This is a genomic window from Streptomyces zhihengii, assembly GCF_016919245.1.
GTDB classification, from domain to species: Bacteria; Actinomycetota; Actinomycetes; order Streptomycetales; family Streptomycetaceae; genus Streptomyces; species Streptomyces zhihengii.
Window position 1 is genome coordinate 36,077 of the sequence record NZ_JAFEJA010000001.1, and the last position, 21,305, is coordinate 57,381.

The 21,305-nt window shown below is 70.2% G+C and carries 22 protein-coding genes; 13 read left to right on the forward strand and 9 right to left on the reverse strand.

Going from position 1 to position 21,305, the window contains the following annotated elements:
* Positions 1-313: 313 nt before the first annotated feature.
* Positions 314-928: a hypothetical protein gene (locus JE024_RS00130; protein WP_443742867.1), complete on the forward strand. Its 615-nt coding sequence runs from the start codon at positions 314-316 to the stop codon at positions 926-928.
* Positions 929-1,121: 193 nt separating this feature from the next.
* Here JE024_RS00130 and JE024_RS00135 read toward each other — a convergent pair whose 3' ends face one another.
* A complete protein-coding gene (locus tag JE024_RS00135) occupies positions 1,122-1,589 on the reverse strand; it encodes a winged helix DNA-binding protein (protein WP_205371587.1) in 468 nt (155 codons plus the stop codon).
* A 490-nt stretch (positions 1,590-2,079) separates the two neighbouring features.
* Complete coding sequence (locus JE024_RS00140) at positions 2,080-2,334, reverse strand: hypothetical protein (protein WP_205371588.1); 255 nt, start codon at positions 2,332-2,334, stop codon at positions 2,080-2,082.
* Between the two features lie 437 nt (positions 2,335-2,771).
* Here JE024_RS00140 and JE024_RS00145 point away from each other — a divergent pair, with 437 nt between their 5' ends.
* The 6 genes from JE024_RS00145 (at position 2,772) to JE024_RS00170 (ending at position 6,762) form a co-directional block, all read left to right on the forward strand.
* Positions 2,772-3,092 carry a hypothetical protein gene (locus tag JE024_RS00145; RefSeq protein ID WP_205371589.1) on the forward strand — a complete coding sequence of 107 codons (321 nt, stop codon included), beginning with the start codon at positions 2,772-2,774 and terminating at the stop codon, positions 3,090-3,092.
* A gap of 409 nt (positions 3,093-3,501) precedes the next feature.
* Positions 3,502-3,795 (forward strand): hypothetical protein, encoded by a 294-nt coding sequence (locus JE024_RS00150; protein WP_244882459.1) that lies wholly within the window; start codon positions 3,502-3,504, stop codon positions 3,793-3,795.
* A 374-nt stretch (positions 3,796-4,169) separates the two neighbouring features.
* A complete protein-coding gene (locus tag JE024_RS00155; RefSeq protein ID WP_205371590.1) occupies positions 4,170-4,439 on the forward strand; it encodes a hypothetical protein in 270 nt (89 codons plus the stop codon).
* A gap of 169 nt (positions 4,440-4,608) precedes the next feature.
* A complete protein-coding gene (locus JE024_RS00160) occupies positions 4,609-5,100 on the forward strand; it encodes a hypothetical protein (RefSeq protein WP_244882460.1) in 492 nt (163 codons plus the stop codon).
* 105 nt (positions 5,101-5,205) lie between these two features.
* Positions 5,206-6,063 carry a MerR family transcriptional regulator gene (locus JE024_RS00165; RefSeq protein WP_205371591.1) on the forward strand — a complete coding sequence of 286 codons (858 nt, stop codon included), beginning with the start codon at positions 5,206-5,208 and terminating at the stop codon, positions 6,061-6,063.
* Positions 6,064-6,213: 150 nt separating this feature from the next.
* The gene (locus JE024_RS00170; protein ID WP_205376268.1) at positions 6,214-6,762 is read left to right on the forward strand and encodes a YciI family protein; all 549 of its coding nucleotides are present in this window, start codon (positions 6,214-6,216) and stop codon (positions 6,760-6,762) included.
* A 113-nt stretch (positions 6,763-6,875) separates the two neighbouring features.
* Here JE024_RS00170 and JE024_RS00175 read toward each other — a convergent pair whose 3' ends face one another.
* Positions 6,876-8,480 carry a carboxylesterase/lipase family protein gene (locus JE024_RS00175; RefSeq protein ID WP_205371592.1) on the reverse strand — a complete coding sequence of 535 codons (1,605 nt, stop codon included), beginning with the start codon at positions 8,478-8,480 and terminating at the stop codon, positions 6,876-6,878.
* A 168-nt stretch (positions 8,481-8,648) separates the two neighbouring features.
* On the opposite strand from JE024_RS00175, the gene JE024_RS00180 reads away from it, so the two are divergent.
* On the forward strand, positions 8,649-9,209 hold the full coding sequence (locus JE024_RS00180) for a TetR/AcrR family transcriptional regulator (RefSeq protein ID WP_205371593.1): 561 nt from the start codon (positions 8,649-8,651) through the stop codon (positions 9,207-9,209).
* Positions 9,210-9,598: 389 nt separating this feature from the next.
* The gene (locus JE024_RS00185; RefSeq protein WP_205371594.1) at positions 9,599-11,119 is read left to right on the forward strand and encodes an NHL domain-containing protein; all 1,521 of its coding nucleotides are present in this window, start codon (positions 9,599-9,601) and stop codon (positions 11,117-11,119) included.
* Positions 11,120-11,168: 49 nt separating this feature from the next.
* On the opposite strand, the gene JE024_RS00190 is transcribed toward JE024_RS00185, so the two are convergent.
* Positions 11,169-12,152, reverse strand: a complete 984-nt coding sequence (locus JE024_RS00190) for an IS481 family transposase (RefSeq protein ID WP_205371595.1) — start codon at positions 12,150-12,152, stop codon at positions 11,169-11,171.
* A 115-nt stretch (positions 12,153-12,267) separates the two neighbouring features.
* Between JE024_RS00190 and JE024_RS00195 the strand changes: the two genes are divergently transcribed.
* Positions 12,268-13,401: an IS630 family transposase gene (locus JE024_RS00195; RefSeq protein WP_205371596.1), complete on the forward strand. Its 1,134-nt coding sequence runs from the start codon at positions 12,268-12,270 to the stop codon at positions 13,399-13,401.
* A gap of 87 nt (positions 13,402-13,488) precedes the next feature.
* Here the strand turns inward: JE024_RS00195 and JE024_RS00200 are convergent, their stop codons facing one another.
* The gene (locus tag JE024_RS00200) at positions 13,489-13,974 is read right to left on the reverse strand and encodes a hypothetical protein (protein WP_205371597.1); all 486 of its coding nucleotides are present in this window, start codon (positions 13,972-13,974) and stop codon (positions 13,489-13,491) included.
* A gap of 39 nt (positions 13,975-14,013) precedes the next feature.
* Positions 14,014-15,108, reverse strand: a complete 1,095-nt coding sequence (locus JE024_RS00205; protein WP_205371598.1) for a hypothetical protein — start codon at positions 15,106-15,108, stop codon at positions 14,014-14,016.
* Between the two features lie 282 nt (positions 15,109-15,390).
* Between JE024_RS00205 and JE024_RS00210 the strand changes: the two genes are divergently transcribed.
* Positions 15,391-16,110: a hypothetical protein gene (locus tag JE024_RS00210; protein WP_205371599.1), complete on the forward strand. Its 720-nt coding sequence runs from the start codon at positions 15,391-15,393 to the stop codon at positions 16,108-16,110.
* A 67-nt stretch (positions 16,111-16,177) separates the two neighbouring features.
* Entirely contained in the window at positions 16,178-18,001 is a 1,824-nt protein-coding gene (locus JE024_RS00215) for an FG-GAP-like repeat-containing protein (RefSeq protein WP_205371600.1), read from the forward strand.
* 14 nt (positions 18,002-18,015) lie between these two features.
* Here JE024_RS00215 and JE024_RS00220 read toward each other — a convergent pair whose 3' ends face one another.
* The 3 genes from JE024_RS00220 to JE024_RS00230 all read right to left on the reverse strand — a co-directional run bounded on the left by JE024_RS00220 (position 18,016) and on the right by JE024_RS00230 (position 20,456).
* Positions 18,016-18,705, reverse strand: a complete 690-nt coding sequence (locus tag JE024_RS00220) for a DNA alkylation repair protein (RefSeq protein ID WP_205371601.1) — start codon at positions 18,703-18,705, stop codon at positions 18,016-18,018.
* Between the two features lie 73 nt (positions 18,706-18,778).
* A complete protein-coding gene (locus JE024_RS00225) occupies positions 18,779-20,026 on the reverse strand; it encodes an RNA polymerase sigma factor (RefSeq protein ID WP_205371602.1) in 1,248 nt (415 codons plus the stop codon).
* 58 nt (positions 20,027-20,084) lie between these two features.
* Positions 20,085-20,456, reverse strand: a complete 372-nt coding sequence (locus JE024_RS00230) for a YciI family protein (RefSeq protein WP_205371603.1) — start codon at positions 20,454-20,456, stop codon at positions 20,085-20,087.
* A 277-nt stretch (positions 20,457-20,733) separates the two neighbouring features.
* Here JE024_RS00230 and JE024_RS00235 point away from each other — a divergent pair, with 277 nt between their 5' ends.
* Positions 20,734-21,183, forward strand: coding sequence for a hypothetical protein (locus JE024_RS00235; protein WP_205371604.1), 450 nt, complete (start codon positions 20,734-20,736; stop codon positions 21,181-21,183).
* Positions 21,184-21,305 lie beyond the last annotated feature (122 nt).

Consider the following 21,305-nt stretch of genomic DNA (forward strand, 5'->3'; position numbering starts at 1 on the left):
GGATGAAGTCGTGGGTCCTGTGTGATGTCCGCGGTCATCGTTCCCCCTGGGACTGTCGCTCGGGCGAGGTCGTGATGTCCAACGACTCGGCCTCGATATCGAACACACGTCATTCGGTCGTGCTGGACAGCCTGTTGCCGCCAGGCCAAGTGCACTCCGCAGGCCCGCGAGCCGTGGCTTGCCTCACTCCGGCCCCGGCCCGACGATGGCCGAAACCACGAAGGCGCGCCGTTCCCATGACCGAGACGAGGCGGTCGGCTCGATCGGGGGCGGAACGGGCGCGGGATGCGGAACACTTCGCGGGGTGATCGTGATGCAGCCCGTCCTGGAGATGTACGCGTCTGACGGCTTCGACCTCTGGCCTGTCGCCGAGGTCCGATCGTCCTTTCTCCCTCTCAGCGGCGAGCTCTCGCCCTCGGAGGTCGGGACGGCCGTGATGCGCATCGCCGGCTGCAACGACATCGACCCCGACGGCGACCGGCCGCCTCGTCCGGCCGCCGCACTCGACTCGTTCCTTCACGGACTGCTGACGTTCGACGCCCTCTTCGCGGCCGGTGGCCTGCGGGTCACCGACACCTCCACAGGCGTCACCTTCCTGCCCGGTTGCTGCGATGGGCTGGAGGACTGGCGCGACTGGCACCAGGTCGTCGACGGACGCGTCCTCGGATTCGGCCACGACCCCGTGTCGCCGACTGCGGAGCGCTTCGGCGACACGATCCGGCTCACCGTCGACGCCGAGCAGAGCGACAGTCCGGTGATCGAGCTGGGGGTGCCCGAGCTCCGTCACCTGCTCGCGGGCGTCGAGCGCGACCTGGCCGACTTCGCAGCGCTGGCTGCCGATTGGGCCTCCAGGTACCTGCCTGGCCACAGCGCTGCCGTCACGGCCGCCGTCGCCCGCGTTCTCGATCTTCCCGCGCCGGGCTCGTAGCACCGGGACCGCCCAGTTGAGGCCGTCATCAGCCTTGTGCCCGGGCCAATCGGAGTCGGGCGGATGAGGGCCTGTTTGACATGTGGTCACTGTGCCTGCAGCAGCAGGGCGAGTCGAGTGGTGTCGTGACCCCGCTGGACGAACCTGCCACGAACTCACCGGGGGCCGGGCACTCCGCCCGGCCCCTGGTCCGTCAGATGACCGTTCCGCCCGCGTTGCGGATGAACTGCTGAAGCACCTTCAACGTGGTGACGTAGTCCGCGTCTTCGATGCCCTCGTGGAGGACACCACGGATCGCCGGGGCATTGCGCGCGAGGTCGACGCGCGCCTGTTCCCCCTCCTTGGTGAGCCACAGACGGTCCTCGGTGTCCCAGGTCAGCCAGCCGCGCTCCACGAGTACCCTGGCCTCCGCCGCCAGGTCGTCCTCGGGCCGGATGTAGGAGGTCATGGCGGCCTGTAGTTCGAGGAGGGTCATTCCTTTGCCGTCGGGCGAGATGTCGTTCTCCGACAGGTTGCGGAGCAGCCAGAACTGGGGCTGGGTGTAGCCCCTTTCCGCCATCTGCGCCCGGGTGTGCGCAATGAGCGCCTCGTAGGCGAGACCGGTCCAGTACGCGGCGGGCTGCCCGGCGAGTTCGGCTTCGGAGATCTGCTGGGTCGTCATGAGGTGTCCCCTCCGGGCATTTCGATGCGGAGCCTGCACGCCGTGCAGGTCATGAGGGGACCGTAGGACCTCAAGCTCGGTTGAGGTCAAGATCGACTCCACGATCTGCCGGCTCACCAGCATGCGGCCGGAGCCCGGGAAGGTGGGGTGATCGTCTGGGACGGACGTATCCCGGATTGCCTCCTCGCCGACCGGGCGGATTCCTCCCGACAGATCCGCGAGTACCCGCGCCGCCGGCAGATCCCGCACACGATTCCGGAGAAGCGTGATCAGGCGGGGACCCCCGCGCCGCCGGGGCTCGGCGGGAGGACGCCCACCCGGCTTCGACCGCGAGAAACACAAGGCCAGACACAAGGTCGAGAAACCGGATCGGCCTACTGAAACAGGCCCGGGGCGTCGCGACGCGCTACGACAAGCTCGGCGTCTGCTACGGAGCAACCGTTCAACTCGTGCTGATACGGCAGTCCCTGTGACGTCATTTCAAACAGGCCTAGTCGCCCGAGAAGGCAATGCGCAGCTCTCTGTCCGAGCGGCACCGCAGGCCCCAGGCCAGCAGCGTCGAGACGGCCCGGTGTTCGGCACCTCGCAGCCGAGCGAGATCCGAATCTTCAAGCTCCCGCATCATGCGGTCCACCGCCTCACCGCGCAGCAGGGTGTCCCCGTAGGGATCGACGCGAGCCAAGGTGGGCAGGCGGTGTCGGCCCAGCGTGTCCAGAGCCGCCCAGAGCTCGCCGTCGACGACCATCCGCTCAAGTGCCCCTACTGGGGGACGTGGTCCTGCCTTCCGTCCGGTCCGAGCGGTTGGGACCCCGCGCCGCAGCTCAATGACGAGCGTCATCACACTCCCTCGTTGCCCTTGACACCATCAACCTTACCGAGCGACAGCTCACCTTCATGATCCAAATGCGACTCCCCAGGCCACGCGGGCTTCCATCCAGTTCAGGGCGACTCCAGGGCGGGACGGTCTCGGAGCCCGGCTTCTGCCTTGGCGGGTATCTGCTTCTGCCTTGGCGGGTATCTGCCCGACAAGCGCCCCAAGAGCCCCAGCGGCAGGCCCTGACCGTCCAGACCCGTCGCGCGCAGGAGCACCGACTGCTGCCACCGCCTGCGCACCCGCCTCGTTGTCCTGGTCGCGTGAGAGTCTGCCCCGAGAAACCACGACACAGATGGAGAGCCGGCCGAATGGGTCTCGATGGCGAAGTGTGGCGACTGATGCGGCAGGATGAACTGCTCGGCGAGATCGTCCTCGACGAGGCCGACTTTCCATGGCTGCACGGTCACTTCATTCCAACGCCGACGTTCGGTGAGGTGAAGCCATGGTTCGACGAGTCGCTGGCTCTCATGGAGGCGGAGGAGTACGGGCAGTTCGACAGTGCCTACGACCGGATCGCGGACACCTTGTCGCTCGTGGCGCCCTCAGGAGCAGTCGCAGAGTTTCTTCTGCACATCAGCGACGATCGGGCTTGGTTCAGGTGGAGTGACGAACCATTCGAGGATGGCTGAGCCGCAGCCGGATCGAGCAACTCAACGCCCGATGTGCGGCCACGGCCTTCGAACTGCCACGCAGGCGGGTGGTACTCGCCTGAGCCGGGCGGCTGAGCCCTGGCAGGTCGACGCTGACGACGCCACCGATCACGTCCATCAGGGCTGCGGTCAGCAGGGCCGTGACGACGTGGTCGAGGGGCGGTTGCAGAGAGCGACGGCATTGACGGCGTTAGGTCGACTCCATCGGTGTGCTCGGCCGGTAGAGACGGGGATGGGCCGCCTTCCGTCAGCGCCCCCGGTCTCCGAGATGCCGAGGAGCGGGCAAGAAGGGCTGCGCCAGAATCCGAAAAGTGGCGGCAGCACGATGTTCGGGCGTCCGGCATGATCGGGGAGGAGGATTGGCATCCGCCGGGGAAGGAGCAGCGCGATGGCGATCAGAGGGCTGAGCCCGGAGAGAAGGGCCCGGCTTGAAGCGCTCGTCAACGAGTGCCGACCGCCGGCAGAGAGCGACGGAATGGACGCCGTGCAGGAGCTCCTGAGTGAGCGCCAGATCGAAGTGCTTGACGCAGTAGTGATCACGCGTGAACTGCTGGTGGCGGGTCCGACCTCGCTCGCGGAGGCGAAGACCATCGTTCTGACAAGCCCGGGCAGAGGCCGTGAGCTGAGGGCGCACGAGCAGTTCATGGACGGATTGGAGCAGAACGGCGCCTTCGGCGAATGACGACTGGCTGGTCAGCGCACCACCGCGTGCGCAGCAGGTTCCCACGCCGGGGGACTTTTTCCGAGGCGCCAGTCTCAGGGTGTGCTGAGCGGGCGCGCTGAGTAACTCCCCCTCTCCCACAGGAGTTGAGACCACGAGCAGCAACCTGGCAAACACCCACGCATGGCTTCGCCCAGCTGTCTGCGTTTCACCCGTTGCAGGTCGTCGCGATCTGCCCGTCCCGGACCGAGAAGCTACGGAGCCGGAGATGTGACGTTGGCAGCGGCCCGGCGGACCACGGGCCGCCGGGGCGCGGCTGCTCGGTCCTGGGACGATGCGCGGATGACCGCGTTCGACACCTACGGCACGGCCTCCCGCTCCGCTCCGTGCGGGAGTTGACCGCGCTGCTCACCGACCGGCTCGGCGTGGACTGCACGAAGCGCGAGAGCGACTTCCGCGGCGATTACGTCGGCGCCACCCTGGCCGAGAAGGTGTGTCAGGCGCGCGAGGATGGCACGGGAGGTGTGCTCGACCTCGAGGTCGCAAGCGATGGTGCCCGACCATCGCTGGTCGCCGCGATGGGGTCGTTCGAGTGCCGCCTGGATCTGGGGCAGGTGCGGCCGGGCCCATGCGGTCGAGGCAGGCGAGGACGTCGCGTGACGTGAAGACGTTGTCCTTCCAGGCGGCCAGCAGCGCCGGGGGCGGACCGTCTCCAGGGCGGATGCGGCGTGGGTCCGAACGAGGCAAGCGCCTTGAGGGCAGGCTTTGCGGTGTGCGCTTCCTGCTGTCACCCTGCCGTTCGGCCCGGCCTCGGCGGGAGCGATGATGGGCGGTGTGGTGACGAACCTTGAACTCTTCGCGGACCACTACCAGATCCACGTCCTGGACGACGACTCCGAAGGCGACCTCTCGGTTGTGTGGACCGACCGGGCGTTTCTGGACGGGCTCGGTGTCGCGGAAGACGGCCTGGCCATCTGCACCGACACCAACATGATCGTGGACGTCGGTGTCGAAGTGCTTGCGCAGGAGCCGGATGACGACAGCGACGACTACGACCACGTCGTCGAAGCGAGCGTGAACCTGGTCTCAGGACGCATGGTCGTGCTGGGCTGCACCGACTACCTCCCTGACGCGGCGCGCATCGACGTGCCCGCGGGGTGGACCCGCGTGCGCGTCTCCCGGCGCAACCTCGCCGCCGCGGTCTTCCCCGACCGCGACTGCGAGGACGAGCCCGAGGCAGTCCTCGAGGACATCCGGCTCCAGGCCTGGCCCGCCCCCTGCTCCCCGCCGCGCGCCTACAAACGCTGGATCCGCCCCGACACGTAGCCGGCCCTCGCGCCTTCGCCGCGCCGAACGATGCCGGCCTTCGCGTTGCACATGCCGTAGCGGCATGTGGTGTCGTCGAAGCCACCACCGCACGAAAGGCCCGCGATGTACCCCTCCCCCACGCCTCCCCGCGACGTCAGGATCGGCGACGCCGCCGCCTTCGCCGGAACCACCCCTCGCGCCATTCGTCACTACCACCAGATCGGTCTGCTGCCGGAACCCGAGCGAGGCGGGGACGGACGACGCCGCTACGGCTACGACGACATGATCCGCCTGCTGTGGATCCGCAGGATGTCCGAGGCCGGCATCAGCCTGGACGACATGCGGGCCGCCTTCGACGAAGCGCGGGACGTCGAGGACGTCCTGGGCCGGCTGGAGGAGACGCTGGCCGCTCAGGAGGCAGCCATCAAGCGCCGGCGCGCCGCGGTCCAGCGCCTGCGGGCCGTGGGCAGCCCGCTGGGCCTGCTCTCCCCCATGGTCACGGACCGGCTCAGCCACCTGCCTCCCGGCACGCTGCGCCCCTCCGACCTGGACGCCCTGCTGGTCACCGAACGGATCTTCGGGCCGCTGGGAGCCGCGATCCAGGCCAGCGTGTTCATCACCCTGGCGACCCATCCCGATCTGCGTGCCGAGGCGGACCGCCTCGACGCGGCCGACGCCGCACTCGACGACACCGTCGACCCCCACGACCCGCAGGTCGAAGAGCTCGCCGCGCGGCACTGCGCCCACCACGAGGCGCTGCTCCGGGCCATCGAAGCGGACGGGCTGGAAGAGGCCGAGGAGAAGCTCTTCGACATCTGCGACGACGAGGCGGACGGCGACGAGGCGGACGGCGACGAGGACACCCGGATGAGCGCCTTCGAAGCGGTGACCAAGATGCCCTACGGCTTCTCCCCCGCCCGGACACGGTGCATGGAACTCACGGCACGCCTCCTGCACGGGGACTCCTCAGCGGACGCCTGACCGCTGGTTGCGGCCGTACGTGAACGTCCCGGACCGCCCACCGGCTCGGTGGTCACGTCCCTGGACGGAATGCCGCTCCCCTCGGGGCGCCGGGTCTTCGGAGGCAAAGCTGGTTGAGATGGCACCCTGGGTGAGGAAAGCTCTGTGACCATGGAGTACTTCTGCTACCACCGAGACCGGCCCGGTTCCCTCCCCCTGCGCGAGGAGTTGCTGGAGAGGCACTGGTCCTACATGGACCGGTACGAGAAGGAACTGATCGCCCGCGGCCCGGCCTTCACCCATGACGGTGAGACGCTCACCGGAAGCGTGCACATCATCGATCTGCCCGACCCCGCCGCTGCCCGGGCGTTCGCCTTCGAGGAACCCAACTACCAGGCCGGAGCGTACCGGGACGTGCTGCTGCGCCGATGGCGCAACGTGCTGGGGCGCACCATGTGGGAATTTCCCGGTGACCGGAGCAGTGGCAGCCACTATCTGGTCCTCGGCCTCGGCGAAGGCCCGGCCGCAGACCTCGACCTGCCGCCCGGCAGGGACGAACTGATCGCGTACGGGCCGCTGCTGGCCGACGACGGGAACACATGGCTGGGTACGGCGGTGCTGCTCCGGGCCCCGAGCCCGGATGCGGCACGCGCCGTCCTGACTCCGGACCGGTACGCGGACATCGAGGTCCACGCCTGGGAGTTCGGTGGACGCCGCTGAACCACGCAGTCACCGGCCCGATGCCACCCCCGGAACACATCAGCCCGGTTCAGGAGCGGTGACGATGCGGACGGGGTACGCCGGACCGCCGTGAGCGGCAGGCACCACCCCTGTCAGGAGTCGCCGCTGTCGCCCTCCACGGCGCGGCTCTTCCAGAAGGCGTAGTGGTGGTCGGCCGCGAAGTCGGTCGGGCCGATGCGGCCGGACGCGAGGCGCTGCACAGAGGGGTGGGTGGGTGTGAACCGCTTCCAGGCCGGCAGGCCGGGGCGGTTGGGGTTGCCGGTGGCCGCGAAGCGGCTCCAGTAGGCGGTCACGGTGCCGGAGAGGGATGCCTGCCTGGCGTCGAGGGGTTCGAAGAGGTCGTTGTCGAACAGGTAGGCCAGGTCGATCATGTGGCCGGTGCCGAGCGGGAAGCCGGCCGGTCGCGGTACGCCGGTGAAGTACGGGGCCTGGGCCTCGGCGAAGTCGTAGGCGTGGACCGGGGTGCGGCGGGCGAGGGCGCGCTGGGTGTCGAGGGCGGCGGTGGACCATGCCGAGTCGGTGAGCACCGCGGAGAGGGCTGCGCCGGGGGCCGGGTAGTTCGCGGCGGGGTATTCGGCGAGGACCTCGGGGGCGAAGGTGCCGAACTGCTGACGGATGGTCTCCTCGTAGTCCGCGGTCGTCAGCGGCCTGCCGGTGGTGATCTCCTGGAGACTGGCCAGACCGCTCATCTCGTCGTGGGTGGAGCCGTGGAGCACCGGCACCGGCGTGAACCGGCCGGCGGCGAGGGCGCGTGCGGGCGCCTCGGGCAGCACGATCCCGTCCACGACGGGGCGGTAGCCGTCGTGGCCTTGCGTGGATGCCGCGATGAGGTCGGTGGTGGACTTGCGCCGCAGACAGGAGTCGGTCGTCCTGATGTCGTGGCAGCCGACCGCCTCGGCGAGGGCGCGGCCCTGCTTCCGCGCCTGCGTGCGGGTGTACGAGCCGTCCGGTCCGACGCAGCCCGCGCTCTGCACGATGGCCTTGTGGAACAGGCCCCGTGCGGCGGGCGACACCATCTGGGCGCAGACGCTGTAGCCGCCGCCCGACTGTCCCATGATCGTGACGTTGCCCGGGTCGCCGCCGAAGGCCTGCGCGTTGCGCTGGATCCATCGCAGCGCGGCCTGCTGGTCGAGGAGGCCGAGGTTGGCCGGTGCGTGCAGGCCGGGGGCGGTGAGGAAGCCGAGGGCACCGAGCCGGTAGTTGAGGGTCACCACCATCGCGCCCTGCTCTGCGGCGGCCAGTCCGGTGGCGCGGTAGGAGGCTCCGTCGCCGTAGGTGAAGCTGCCGCCGTGGATCCAGACGATGACCGGCAGGCGCCGCGCTGTCCGCTCGGCGGGGGTGGTGACGTTCAGGTGGAGGCAGTCCTCGCTGCCGCCGTCCGCGATCGCGATGGGCTGGTCGGTCGGCTGGGCGCAGGCGCTCCCCCGGGTGCGGGCGTCGAGTGGCGAGGACCAGGGGCGGACCGGTCGCGGAGCCTTCCACCTGCCCTCCCCCGTGGGCGCGGCGGCGTAGGGGATGCCCTGGAAGGTGCGCACGGGGCCGGTGACCGTGCCGCGGACCGGGCCCTCGGCGGTCCGGACGACGGCGGGGCGGTCGTGCGCGCCGGGGTTGCCGGCGGCGGGGTGTGCCGTGATCGCCGTTGCGGCTAAGGCTGCGCAGACGGCGGCCGCGGCGACGGAGGACTTCGTGATGCTCATGCGGGCTCCCGGGAAGCGGTGCGGTCGGTCGACACGGCGACCGTAGACGCGAGTTGGGCAAATGCGCAAGACGTTCGCCCAAGACGGCCGTATGGGTCGGTCGTCCCAGGCGTGCGCCTGATGCGCTCGCCTGGCACAGATGCGCAGTGCGTTGCTAGGGTCCGCGCCATGGGAAACCGGGAGCAGTTGCTGGAGGCCGCGCGGCACTGCCTGTTCACCAAGGGCTACGAGCGCACGACGGTTCGGGACCTCGCCTCCGCGGCAGGCGTCAGCATGGCCGCGATCGGCTACCACTTCGGCTCGAAGGAAGCCCTGCTCAACCAGGCGCTCTTCGAAGCGCTCGACTCGGGGGATCAGGTTTTCGGACCGCCTGCGGACGACGCCGACCTCGGCGCGCTGTGGCGCCGTCTCATCGAGGCGTTCACGGGCAACCAGACCTTCTGGATCGCCAATCTCGAAACGGTTCTGCGAGCCCAGCGCGACCCTGAGCTGCGCAGCCAGGTGGCCGAGGGGCTCCGGCAAGGGCGCAGCGGCATGGCGCGGGAGGTCACCGGAACCCCGGAGGCCGAGCTCACGGAGGAGACGGTCCGCACCCTCGGGTCGGTGCAACTCGCCCTCGTCAGCGGTCTGATGATGCAGCACCTCACCGACCCCGAGTCCGCGCCCACCGCCGACGAGGTGCTGGCGGGCCTGCGCGCACTGGCCGCCCGGCTGCCCGAGAACACGTAGGGCCCTACCCGTCCGCCCGCCCCTCTGCCCGAGAACACGTAGGGCCCTCCCCGTCCGCCCGGCTTCCTGCCGGCCGTGCTTCTCCCCGAGGCCCACGGGGCCGCCGTCCCGATCCGTCGATCCGTCGAGCAGCCGAGTGGCCGAGTGGCCGCACCGGGCCGGACGGCCACATGTGGGTGATCTCCTCTCGGCCTGCTTCGCGGGGCCACGTCGCGCGGTGGGGCGTGAGGACGTGGAGAGGAAACCAATCTGCCCTGCGGCGCGGGCTGTCCGACATGCCGGTTCGTACACGCATTTCCGTTTCCCCGCCCGCCGGGCGGCGGCAGGATCCGGCGTGCGGCTCGCCTCCGGGCGGGCGAGGACGAGCGTCTCGGGGCAAGGAGTACGGCATGGCGGTGGACCAGGAGCGTCCGGACGAGGATGCGGAGCCTTTGATCAGGACGGTGGCGGGCACCGGGGCCGCGGGATTCAAGGGGGACGGCGAGCCTGCCGCGGCTGCCCAGCTCAACCGCCCGTACGGAATCGCCGTGGACGGTGCGGGCACGCTCTACTTCTCCGACTACAACAATCACCGTATCCGGAAGATCACCTCCGACGGGAGGATCAGCACGGTGGCGGGGACCGGCACCGCCGGTTACCGGGGGGACGGTGGTGCTGCCGTCTCGGCCCAGATGAACTGTCCGCGGGAGCTGGCGGTGGACGGCGCGGGCGTCCTGTACGTCGTGGACTCGGGCAATCACCGGATCCGGAAGATCATGCCGGACGGGACCATCAGCACGGCCGCCGGGACGGGCACCGCCGGCTTCGGCGGCGACGGCGGCCCGGCCACCGCCGCCCGGCTCAATCTCCCCCTGGGCGTGGCGGTGGACGGCGACGGCGGCCTTTTCGTCGCCGAGTACCACAACCACCGGGTCCGGAGGATCACGGCGGACGGGATCATCACCACCTTCACGGGGACCGGCACCGCCGGGTTCACGGGGGACGGCGGGCCGGCCGCGTCGGCCCGGTTGAACCGGCCGTACGCGGTGTGCGTGGACGGCGCGGGCGGCGTCTGCGTCGCCGATGCCGAGAACCACCGGGTGAGGAGGGTGGCGCCCGACGGAACGATCAGCACGGTCGCCGGGACGGGCACCGCGGGCTTCGGCGGCGACGGGGGCCCGGCCACCGCCGCCCGGCTCAACCTCCCCCTGGGCATGGCGGCGGACAGCGCCGGATGCCTCTACATCTCCGATCACCGCAACTTCCGTGTCAGGAGGGTGGCGGCCGACGGGACCATCAGCACGGTCGCGGGGACCGGCACCGCGGGCTTCGGCGGCGACGACGGCCCGGCCGTCTCGGCCCAGTTGGGCAATCTGTACGGCCTCGCCGTGGACTGTGTCGACGCGCTCTTCATCGCCGATCACGTCAACAACCGGATCCGGAAGATCGCGTCGCCCAGGATGGCCGGGCTGCCGGAGTCGGGCACCGTGGTCTCCTTCGCCAACGTCCGCAGCAGGCTGCGGATGTCGGTGCTGCGGGAGTCCACGAGGGACGGGGCCGAGATCCACCAGTTGCTCGCCGTCCCCCGGGACCACCAGCGCTGGCGGCTGGTCGCGGCCGGCCAGGAGGACGGCGAGGTCCTGTACCGGTTCGAGAACGTGCGCAGCGGCAAGGTACTGGAAGTCGTCGGCGCGGCGCGGGAGGCGACCGGATCGGCCGTCGCGCAGCGGGCCTACGAGGGCAAGGACGCGCGTCACCAGCAGTGGAGGCTGATCCCGGTGAGCGCGAACGGCACCCCGCGGGTCTACGAGATCGCGAACCGCAACAGCGGCCTGCTGCTGCGCGTCGACAGCAACGCCCGGACGGCGGTCAGGCAGGACGGAGCGCAGGGCGACCACCGGGACCGGCAGTGGCAACTGCTGCCCGTGTGACGCACGAAGGGCCGGGGGCGATGTCGCCCCCGGCCCTTCGCAACACGACCTAGGTGTATTGACCCGCAGTGTTGTTGACGCGGCTGATGGGCGGGTGTCCGTCGAGTGCGGTGTGGCAGCGGTGGTGGTTGTAGGTGTGGAGGAAGTCTGACAGAGCCGCTGTCCGCTCGTGGTTCGAGGTGTAGGGCCGCAGGTAGGCCCACTCGTCCAGGAGCGTCCGGTTGAAGCGTTCGACCTTGCCGTTGGTCTGCGGCCGGTAGGGCCGGATCTTCTTGTGGGTGATGCCGGCCGCGGTCAGGCTCTGGGTGAACAGCTTCGACTTGTAGCAGGAGCCGTTGTCCGTCAGGACTCGTTCGACACTGATGCCGTGGTCAGCGAAGAACGCGTTCGCGCGTTGCCAGAAGGCGATGGCGGTGTGCTGGCGTTCGTCGGGCAGGACCTCGCTGTAGGCCAGGCGGGAGTGGTCGTCGACGGCGGAGTGGATGTAGCTGTAGCCGATCACCGGGCTGCAGCTCTTGCGCTCGGTGGTGGTGGCCTGGCGGTTGCGGTCGCCGGTGGTCCTGCCGACGGTTCGCCATCCGCCGCCGTCGGGGATGTTGCCGAGTTTCTTGATGTCGACGTGGACCAGCTCGCCGGGCCTGGCCCGTTCGTAGCGTCGGATCGGCTCTCCGGTGGGCCGGTCGAGCCAGGCCAGCCGGTTCAGGCCGTGACGGACCAGGATCCGGTGCACGGTCGAGGCGGGAAGGCCCAGGATCGGGCCGATCCGGGCCGGGCCGAGCTTGCGGCTCTGCCGCAGGTCGCAGACGCGGTCTTCCACCGCGGACGCGGTCCGGTGGGGCGTCGTGTGAGGTCGGCTCGACCGGTCGTGAAGACCCGCCTCGCCCTCCGTCCGCCACCGGCGGGTCCATTTGTGGGCGGTAGCCCGGGAGATACCCATCTCGGCGGCCACATGAGCGACCGGACGGCCTGAGCAGACACGTTCGACCAGCAGTCTCCTACCGAAGACGGTCAGCCGGGCATTACGGTGGGACACGAAGACCTCCGTGCGGTGAGTTCCTAGTGCCGTAGCAGGCAACGTTTGCCCTGTTGTGATGTGACGCGCCGTCCTGGTGCTGTGCTGGGCGGCGCGTGGCCGTCACTCTGTCCGAGTGGCAGAGCGAGTACGGGTACGCGAGATCGACGATGACGAGGGCAGACGGCTGCTGAGGATCATCCGCAGGGGCACGGGGTCGGTGGTGACCTGGCGGAGGGCCCAGATGGTGCTGCTGTCCGCGCAGGGCATGCCGGTGGCGAAGATCGCCGAGGTGTCGTTCACCAGCGATGACCGGGTCCGGGACGTGATCCACAACTTCAACACTGACGGCTTCGACTCGCTGTATCCGAAGTACAAGGGCGGCCGGCCGAAGACCTTCACTCTGCCCGAGCGGCGCGAGATCAAGAAGATCGCCAAGTCCAAGCCGACCGAGCACGACCTGCCGTTCTCGACCTGGAGCCTGACCAAGCTGGCGGACTTCCTGGTCGCCGAGGGGGTGGTCGACGACATCAGCCACGAGGGACTGCGCATCCTGCTCCGCGAGGAAGGCGTCTCCTTTCAACGCCTGAAGACCTGGAAGACCTCCCGCGATCCGAACTACGCGGCCAAGAAGGCCCGGGTCGAGCACCTCTACGCGATCGCCGACGGCGAGGTCATACCCGAGGACCGCGAGCCCGAAGTCGTCTTCTGCATGGACGAGTTCGGCCCCCTCAACCTGATGCCACACCCTGGACGGCAGTGGGCCGAACGCGGTGGCAAGCACAAGGACCCGGACCGCGAACCCCGCCGACGGCGCCGGGCGACCTACAACCGCTACGGCGGAGTGCGACACCTGTTCGCCGCCCTGGACCTGGCCAAGGACAAGCTCTACGGCCACATCAAGCCCATCAAACGGCGCACCCAGTTCCTGGAGTTCTGCCGCTACCTGCGCACGCTTTACCCGCCTACGGTGCGGATCGCGATCGTCTGCGACAACTTCTCCCCGCACCTGACCACGAAAAGATGCCAACGGGTCGGCACCTGGGCGGCGGCGAACAACGTCGAGATGGCCTACACGCCGACGAACTCCTCCTGGCTGAACCGGATCGAAGCCCAGTTCACGGCCCTGCGCTACTTCACCCTCGACGGCACCGATCATGCCGACCACAAGGAGCAGGGCAGCATGATCCGCCGCTACATCATCTGGCGAAACCGCCACGCCGACGACCGGCGCCTACACGCCGTCGTCAACAAGGCAAACGTTGCCTGATCCGGCACTAGACAGCTCCCACCACACCGGAGGTCTTCGCCATGATCAAGGCCAGACCGGCGTCAACAACGCTCGTGATCAATACACCTAGGAGGCCGGCCTGCCCTCCGCCGGGGGCGCCGGCGCCGTGGGCGTCTCCGGGGGCTTGGGGGGTTTGCCGTAGTCGCTCTTCTTCGGCCTGGTCTCCAGGTCCTCGTCCTTCTGGAGGTCGGCGTGCTCCTTCACCGTCGCGCTCGCCTCCCGCATGCCCGCGGAGGCCGCCCCGGACACCGCTCCGGGGTCCTGGGCGTACCGGGCCTGTGCGCCGGCGCTCGCCTGCGTGGCCTGGATGAAGGAGCCGAGAAAGCCCAGGACCGCACGCGCTTCGGGCGACTGTTCCTGCACGATCTTGGCGTGGGAGGAAGCTCCGTGGATCGCGTTGTCGAACAGGCTCGTGGTCGTGTCGTCGTAGGTGCCGTCGTCGGAGTCCTCGAAGTCGACGCCCTCCCCCGGCTGCGGCTTCGTGCCGCCGGTGGTCACGGAGAACAGGCCGGCGCCCTTGCCGGCGGAGTCGAAGATGTTGTGGAACACCATGGTCGTCACCTCTGTCGTCGGTGCGGCGGCGCCGCGGGGTCAGGGCTGCTTGTACAGCGTCTGCTGCTGGACGGTCAGGTCCTCGCCACCGAGCAGCGTGTGGTGCACGTCGAGGGCGGAGACGACCTCCGCCAGGCCCTTCATGCGGAAGCCGCCGGGGGCCAGGTCGATGTCGCCGATGTCGCGGGCGACCAGGTGGTCGACGCCGGGGTAGGCCCCGGGCTGCGGCGGGGACAGCACCGCGACCGGCGCGGCATAGTTCACCGCGATGAGGCCGGAGAAGGCGACCGGGATCTCGTAGGTGTACTGCCGGCGGGTGCGCCGCTGCGTGACGATGGTCTGCACGCGCGAGTTGGCCGGGACCTTTCCGGAGATCTGCGACTTCGACGCCCAACTGGTCGTCAGGGAGCCGCCGACGGTCGCCGCGATACCCAGGGCGAGCTGGGCGTTGAGCGACGCGTTGCCGGTGGCGCTGCCCGTGGCCGTGAAACCCACCGAGTTCGTCACGGCGTTGGACGAGGTGTTGGACGCGGAGTTCCTCGTGGACGTCTCGGTGGCGTGGGCGTTGTCCGTCCCGACGCTGTCCTTGCTGTTCTTGTTGGTGACGGTGTCGGTGTTCCTGTTCGCCATCTCGTTCTGGCACTGGGACTGCAGCTGCGACTGGAGGTCCAGGCGGAGCTGGTTCTGCAACTGCAGTTGCAGCGATGCGCCGACGCTGCCACCGAAGGTGAGCTTGGCATCGCCGTGGAGCGACCAGGTCACCCCGTTGGACACGGTGAAATCGACCGAGTCGGTGAACGTCATCTCGGACCCACTGCGGTTGACATACGTACGTGAGGAGAATGTGTCCGGCGGAGGCTGGCCGATGTTTCCCCGCACCTCGATAAGTGGCTCCCCGAGATTCATGTAGGCGAGCCAGCCACGCTGGAGCGCTGTTCCGGGGAAATCACCGAAGCTCGATTTGTTCACCGAGAATCCGACGGGTTTGTGCCTCGTCCCGTAGGCGTCGACGTACACCAGGCCGGGATGGTCCAGGATGGACTGCCATGCCTGCTCGATGCCGAGTTCCCGCAGATTCCTCTTGGTCAGGGGCTGACGCTTGGCCTGCACCAGGCTGTACGCATTGGAAGGCATTTCCCGTCCTCGAATGAGCCGGCCGAATGACGGCCGATGAATACGAACAAGAATTGCTGGGGGGTTCCGGAAAGCGAAGCTAGCACGGACACCACATACCGGGAAGACGCGTCGGGACCATGCGCTCAATCGAGTGACGGCACCCGTCACCCATTCCCACCGGACAATCCGGCGGGTACGTTGAGGCCGTCGGGGTCTCGATTACCCGTATCGCATTCCGTGAATTCGATCGAGTGCACGGCACCACCGTTATCTTCATTCGACGGACAGGGGATTTCCTTCATGTACACCCAGGAACGCACGGCGATGGCGAATCTGGTGGTCGGCGGCCCGGTCGCGGTGAACAGCTACGACAACGCGATCGTGGCGGCGCTGGTCGAGAACCGTCCGGTCATGCTCGTCCATGCCTTCAACGGCGGCTACCTGCGGCCGGCCGAGCTGAAGGAGGAGAGCCACGACAAGGGCGTCAAGCTGGCCACCGCGCTCGACCCGGCCACCAAGGAGGCGCAGGGGCACCTCTGGTACATCACCCCCGCCGGCTTCTTCGGACAGCGGCCGCTGTACCTCCTCGAGAGCGCCGCGGGCCAGGTGTCGCCGCCGCCCGCGGGCACGGCCGCGGCCGACAACGGGCGTGGCGACGACGGCGCGCCGAAGCCGCGTCGACGGCGCATCACCGTCCACCAGGAGGCGCCGAAGAGCACGGCCGACACCGTCCAGGTCGGGCTCCCGGGCAAGGTCGGCGACAAGTGGCGCGGCAGGAACGGGGCTCCGGAGGACACGCAGCTCTGGGTGGTGACCGTGACACCGTGGGGTGGCATCACCTTCGTCCCGATCACCCATCCCGACACGATCCTCGGGTTCAAGGACCACGCGGTGACGGCCGACAGCGAGGTGCGCGTCACCTACAACTGGGGCGGCGACTTCACCGGGACGGTCATCAACACCTTCTACCCGCGGCTTCCCAGCGAGTGGAACGTCCCGTACCACCACGTGTTCACCTGACCCGCCGCCACCCCTTCGCCCCGCTCCTGTCGAGCCCACGTCCGCACCGTCTGGAAGAGGCCGCCCGATGCCCGTGCCCACGGAAGAACTGAAGCTGGAGATCGTCAACGCCGCCACGGGGAAGACCCTGGGCCCCAGGTCCGCGCCGGGCGCGGACGGGGCCCTCGTCGCCCGCGACGTCCCCGACGACGGCCCGCTGCCGGAGCGGTGGCAGCTCAGCCCGCTGCCGGCCGGCGGCGGGGCGTACGTGATCCGCAACGCCGTGAGCGGCAAGGTGCTGGACGTCCCGGTCTCCGCGGACCGGGGTCTTCGCCAGTGGGGCGCGGCCGCCGGCAGCAAGGCACAGCAGTGGCACGTCGTCCCCGTCCACGGCGAAGCGGGCCTCTACTTCATCGAGGGCGCCGACGCCACCGTCCTCGACCTCGCCGACCCCGGCGAGGAGGAATCCCGGGTCGTCCTGCGCGCCTACGACGAGAACGCGGAGAGCCAGCGGTGGCGCTTCGTCACCGCCGGACCCGAGCGGATCGGCGAGCCGGTGCTGGGCTGGGCGGCGCTGGACCACTGGAACGGCCGGAGGTCCTGGCCGCTGACCCGCTCGGCCGCGCTGCGGCCGGTGCCCGGCGCGGCACCCTCCTTCAGCGACCTGCTGCGGGTGCTCGACAGGTTCGGGAGCGACCAGGACGCCGGAGGATGGCAGGGCGAGGGGGCCGTCGCCCCGTCCGCCGGCCTGCCGGGCGGGTGGGCCGGGCCCGGCGCGCGGCTGCTCGCCGACGTCACGGGATCGGGGCGGACGGACATCGTCGCCCTCACCCCCGCGAAGGGCCTGGTGACGTCCTCCGGCCGGGGTGACGGGACGTTCGACGACGAGGAACGGACCCTGCACAGGCCCGTACCCTCCCCGGGTCCGGCGGACCTGTGGACCGTCGCGGACACGACGGGCGACGGCATGCCCGACCTGGTCGTGCTCGCGGCCGACGGTGTCCGGGTGTCGTCCCGCGACGAGTCCGGCGCGTTCGCTCCCGCGGGCGGCAAGCTGGTGCTCACGGCGTTCGGACACGGGCAGGGCGCCGGCGGGTGGCTCGCCGGCAAGCACCTCCGCTTCCTCGCCGACACCACCGGCGACGGCAGACTCGACATCGTCGGCTGCCACGACGACGGTGTCCGGATCTCGCTCCAGGACGAGGAGGGAGCGTTCGCACCGCCGGGTGACGAACCGGCCGTCAGGGCGTTCGGCCACGGCGAGAAGGCCGGCGGATGGCTCGTCGGCCGGCACCCCCGGTTCCTCGCCGACACCACCGGCGACGGCAGACTCGACATCGTCGGCTGCCACGACGACGGCGTCTGGGTGTCGCTCCAGGACGAGGACGGCACGTTCACCGATCCCTGGTACGTCCTCGACGACTTCGGTGTCGACCAGGGGTGGAGCTCGGCACGGGAACATCCCCGGTTCCTCGTCGCGACCACACCGGACGGCACGCCGGACCTCGTCGGCTTCGGACCGCAGGGCGTCGTGGTCGCACGGGGCCGCGGCGACGGCACGTTCGAGCCCGCGCGCCTGGTGCTGAACGACTTCGGGCTCGCCCAGGGGTGGACCGGAGGCAGGCACCTGCGCCTTCTCGCCGATGTCACCGGTGACGGCAGCCCCGACATCGTGGGCTTCGGCGACGAGGGAGTCTGGGTGTCCCGCCACCGCGACGACGGCGGATTCGAGCACGCCCAGCTGGTGTGCCGCGGCTTCGGCCACCACGACGCCGCGGGCGCCTGGCGCGTCGACCGCCATCCCCGCTTCCTCGCCGACACCACCGGCGACGGACGCGTCGACATCGTCGGCTTCGGCGGCCCGGGGGTGTACGCGGCCCGCAACCTCTTCCGCCGCTTCAGGACGACCTGACGGGCCGGGGAGGCTCAGGTCCCTTGCCGGCGCACCATCTCGGTGATCCAGACGGGCGCGTACGGGGAGGTGCAGCCCGGCGAGGTCGGGTAGTCCTCGAGCACTCCGAGGCGCTCGCCGATGGCGAGGGCACGGGCCCGGTGTGCGGGGTGTTCGATCCCGATGTGGGCCAGGCAGGTGTTCATGGCCCACTGCAGCCGGTCGGGGGCGTCCTTCATCTCCGCCTCGATCACATCGAGGAGCTGCGCCAGGTCGAGACCGTCGGGCCTGCTCACCACACGCGCGCCGGTGAGCGCCCAGCCGGCGCTCGCGACGACGGGATCCGGGTCGGCGAGCCACGTCTGCCGCAGCTCTTCGGCGTGCGGGCTCTTCTTGACGACGTAGTTCACGAGCCAGTCGTGCACCTTGGGTGTGCGCGCCCGGCGCATCATGGAATCCAGCTCGTCGCGGGTGAACGCCTTGGGCCGGCAGATCAGGAGCGCCAGAAGCCGCGCCGCGGTGTCACCCGACTCCCAGAGCCCGCGGGCGAGGTCCTGGTCCGTCCTGAGCCGCTTCGCGAGCGACCGGAGCGCGCCCAGGTTCACGCCGTGATCGTCGCCGTGCTTCTCGTTGACCGCACGGATCCTCGGATCCTCCAGCCCGGCAAGCTCGGCCAGCACGCCGGCCACCGTCGTCCCGCGCGTCTCGCGCTCTCCTGTCCCCATGCCCCCGCACCCTACGACGCGGGCACCCCGGTCGAGACCACTCGGTCCCCCTGACGGTCGCGTGCCCGGCCGGTCAGGTGAGGCGGTCGGCCTCGTCGCACAGGTAGCGTCGCTCGACCTGGTTGCCGGTCAGCTCGGCCGCCTCGCGGTACAGCCGCGCGGCACCGGCGGTGTCGCCGGTCATCCGCACCAGGTGCGCGCGCACGGCGCGTTCCCGCTGACGGGTGAGCGGGTCCCGGTCCAGTCCGTGGCGCCGGCCGAGGTCGTCGAGCAGCGCGAGTCCCCGTGCGGGTCCGAAGGCGCGGGCCACCGCGACCACACGGCTGAGCCGCACCGGCCCGGTCGGGGTGAGGCGTTCGAGCCAGAGATACAGCACGGCGATCTGCGGCCAGTCCGTGCTCGCCGGATCCGGGACGCTGTGCAGAGCGGCGATGGCGGCCTGGAGTCGGTAGGGGCCCGTCCCGCCCCGGTTCCACACGCTGCCGATCAGCGCGCTCCCCTCGCGGACGAGGTCGTCGTCCCACCGGCTGCGGTCCTGCTCGTCCAGGGGCAGCAGCTCGCCGTCGCCGCCCGTACGGGCGGCGCGCCGCGACTCGGTGAGCAGCATCAGCGCCAGCAGGCCGGTCACCTCGGGGTCGTCCGGCAGGGTGCGGGCCAGCATCCGGGTCAGGCGGATCGCCTCCCCGGTCAGGTCGACGCGGGCGAGTTCGGTGCCGGTGGACGCCGTATAGCCCTCGTTGAAGATCAGGTAGAGCACCCGCATCGCCGCACTCAGCCGGTCCCGCCGGTCGGCGTCGGTCAGCGGTGCGAAGCGGATGCCCGCGCGGACGAGGTGCTGTTTGGCGCGGCTGATCCGCGTCCCCACGGTGGCCTCGCGCGTCCCGTAGGCGTGCGCGATCTCGGCGGTGGTCAGGCCGCCGACCGCGCGCAGGGTGAGGGCGACCTGGGAGGCGTGGCTCAGGGCGGGGTGGCAGCACAGGAGCAGCAGGGTGAGGCCGTCGTCGGTCCCGGGCACGGGGTCCGCCCGGCGGTCCGCCTCCCGCATGGCCAGGTCGGCCAGCCCCACCTCCCGCTCGCGCCGGCGCCGCGCCTGCTCGGAACGGAGCAGGTCGACCATGCGCCGGTAGCCGATGCGGATGAGCCAGCCGCGCGGATCCTCCGGCACGCCCTCGGCCGGCCATGTCCGGCTCGCGGCGAGCAGCGCCTCCTGGACGGCGTCCTCGGCCGTGTCGAAGCGGCCGAAGCGCCGTACCAGCGCGCCGAGCACCTGGGGCGCCTCGGTGCGCAGCAGGTGCTCGACGTCGGACGGGATGTCCGGCATGCGGCTCACCGCCGCGCGGGGCGCGCCGCCCGAGCGCGCTGTCGCCGGTGGCCGCCGGTCATGCGGTGAAGTCCTCGCCCATGATCGGCCGGATCTCGATCGGCTCGCCCAGCACCTCGACGATCCGCGAGGCGATCTGCACGGCCCGTTCCCGCCCGGTCACGTCGATCACGGCGAAGCTCGCCAGGACTTCTTTCAGTTCCGCGAACGGTCCGTCGGTCGCGAGCATGCCGTCCGGTGCCGGGTGCACCGTGGTGCTGACGGCCGGGTGGCCCAGGCCCTCGGTGGTGACCAGTTCGCCCGTGTCGAGCAGTTCCTTCTCGAAGCGCTGGTAGACGGCGAAGGCGGCGAGCGCCTCCGGGGACGGCGCGTCGGCGGTCGCGGCGTCCCATGCGGCGGCCGAGGTGTAGCCGAGCAGCAGAAACTTCATGGCAGTGGTCTCTCCGTTCCGGTCCGGGCGATCGTAGGGCAGTTCAGCGAGCGGGCCGCGGGGATGCCGCGGCGACGGTCGTCCAGGGGACGCCGGTGGTATGGGTGCGGGTGGTGTGCGCGGGCATGGCTTCCTCCGGATCGGGTTGTCGGGGCCACCTCGTTGCCGGTGCCGGATTCCCGACACGTCCGCGCTATGACCCACGTCACACCGGAGGGGTGTCGAAGCCGGACGGGCGGCTCCGAGGTTGCGGCAACACCCCATCGAGGAGGACGAGATGACCGAGACCGACCTGCCCGCCGGACCGCCGGCCGACCTGCCCGCCGAGGGACTGCGCGCCCTGGACCGCCTGGTCGGCACCTGGGCGGTCACCGGCGGAGCCGAGGGAACCGTGCGGTACGAGTGGATGCCCGGCGGGTTCTTCCTGGTCCAGAACGTCGAGCTCACCCAGTTCGGCAGCCCGGTCACGGGCATGGAAGTGATCGGCAACCTGCGCCCGTTCGGCGAACCGGCGGGGGCGGACGTGGTGTCGCGGTACTACGACTCGAACGGCAACACCTTCGACTACGTCTACGAGTTGAACGGCGACACACTGACCATCTGGGCCGGCGCGAAGGGCAGCCCCGCCTACTACGAGGGCAGGTTCAGCGCCGACGGCACCACGGCGACCGGCGACTGGGTCTACCCGGGAGGAGGGGGCTACACCTCGACCATGACCCGGATCTGAACCCTGGCGCCGGCACCGGCGCCCGTCGTCCCCGGCGCACCACGGGCGCGCCGGGGCGACGAAGCCGCCGGGCGCGGGTTGCGCGCCCGGCGGGTGCCCGTCGGCAGGTGGGTGAACCAGGT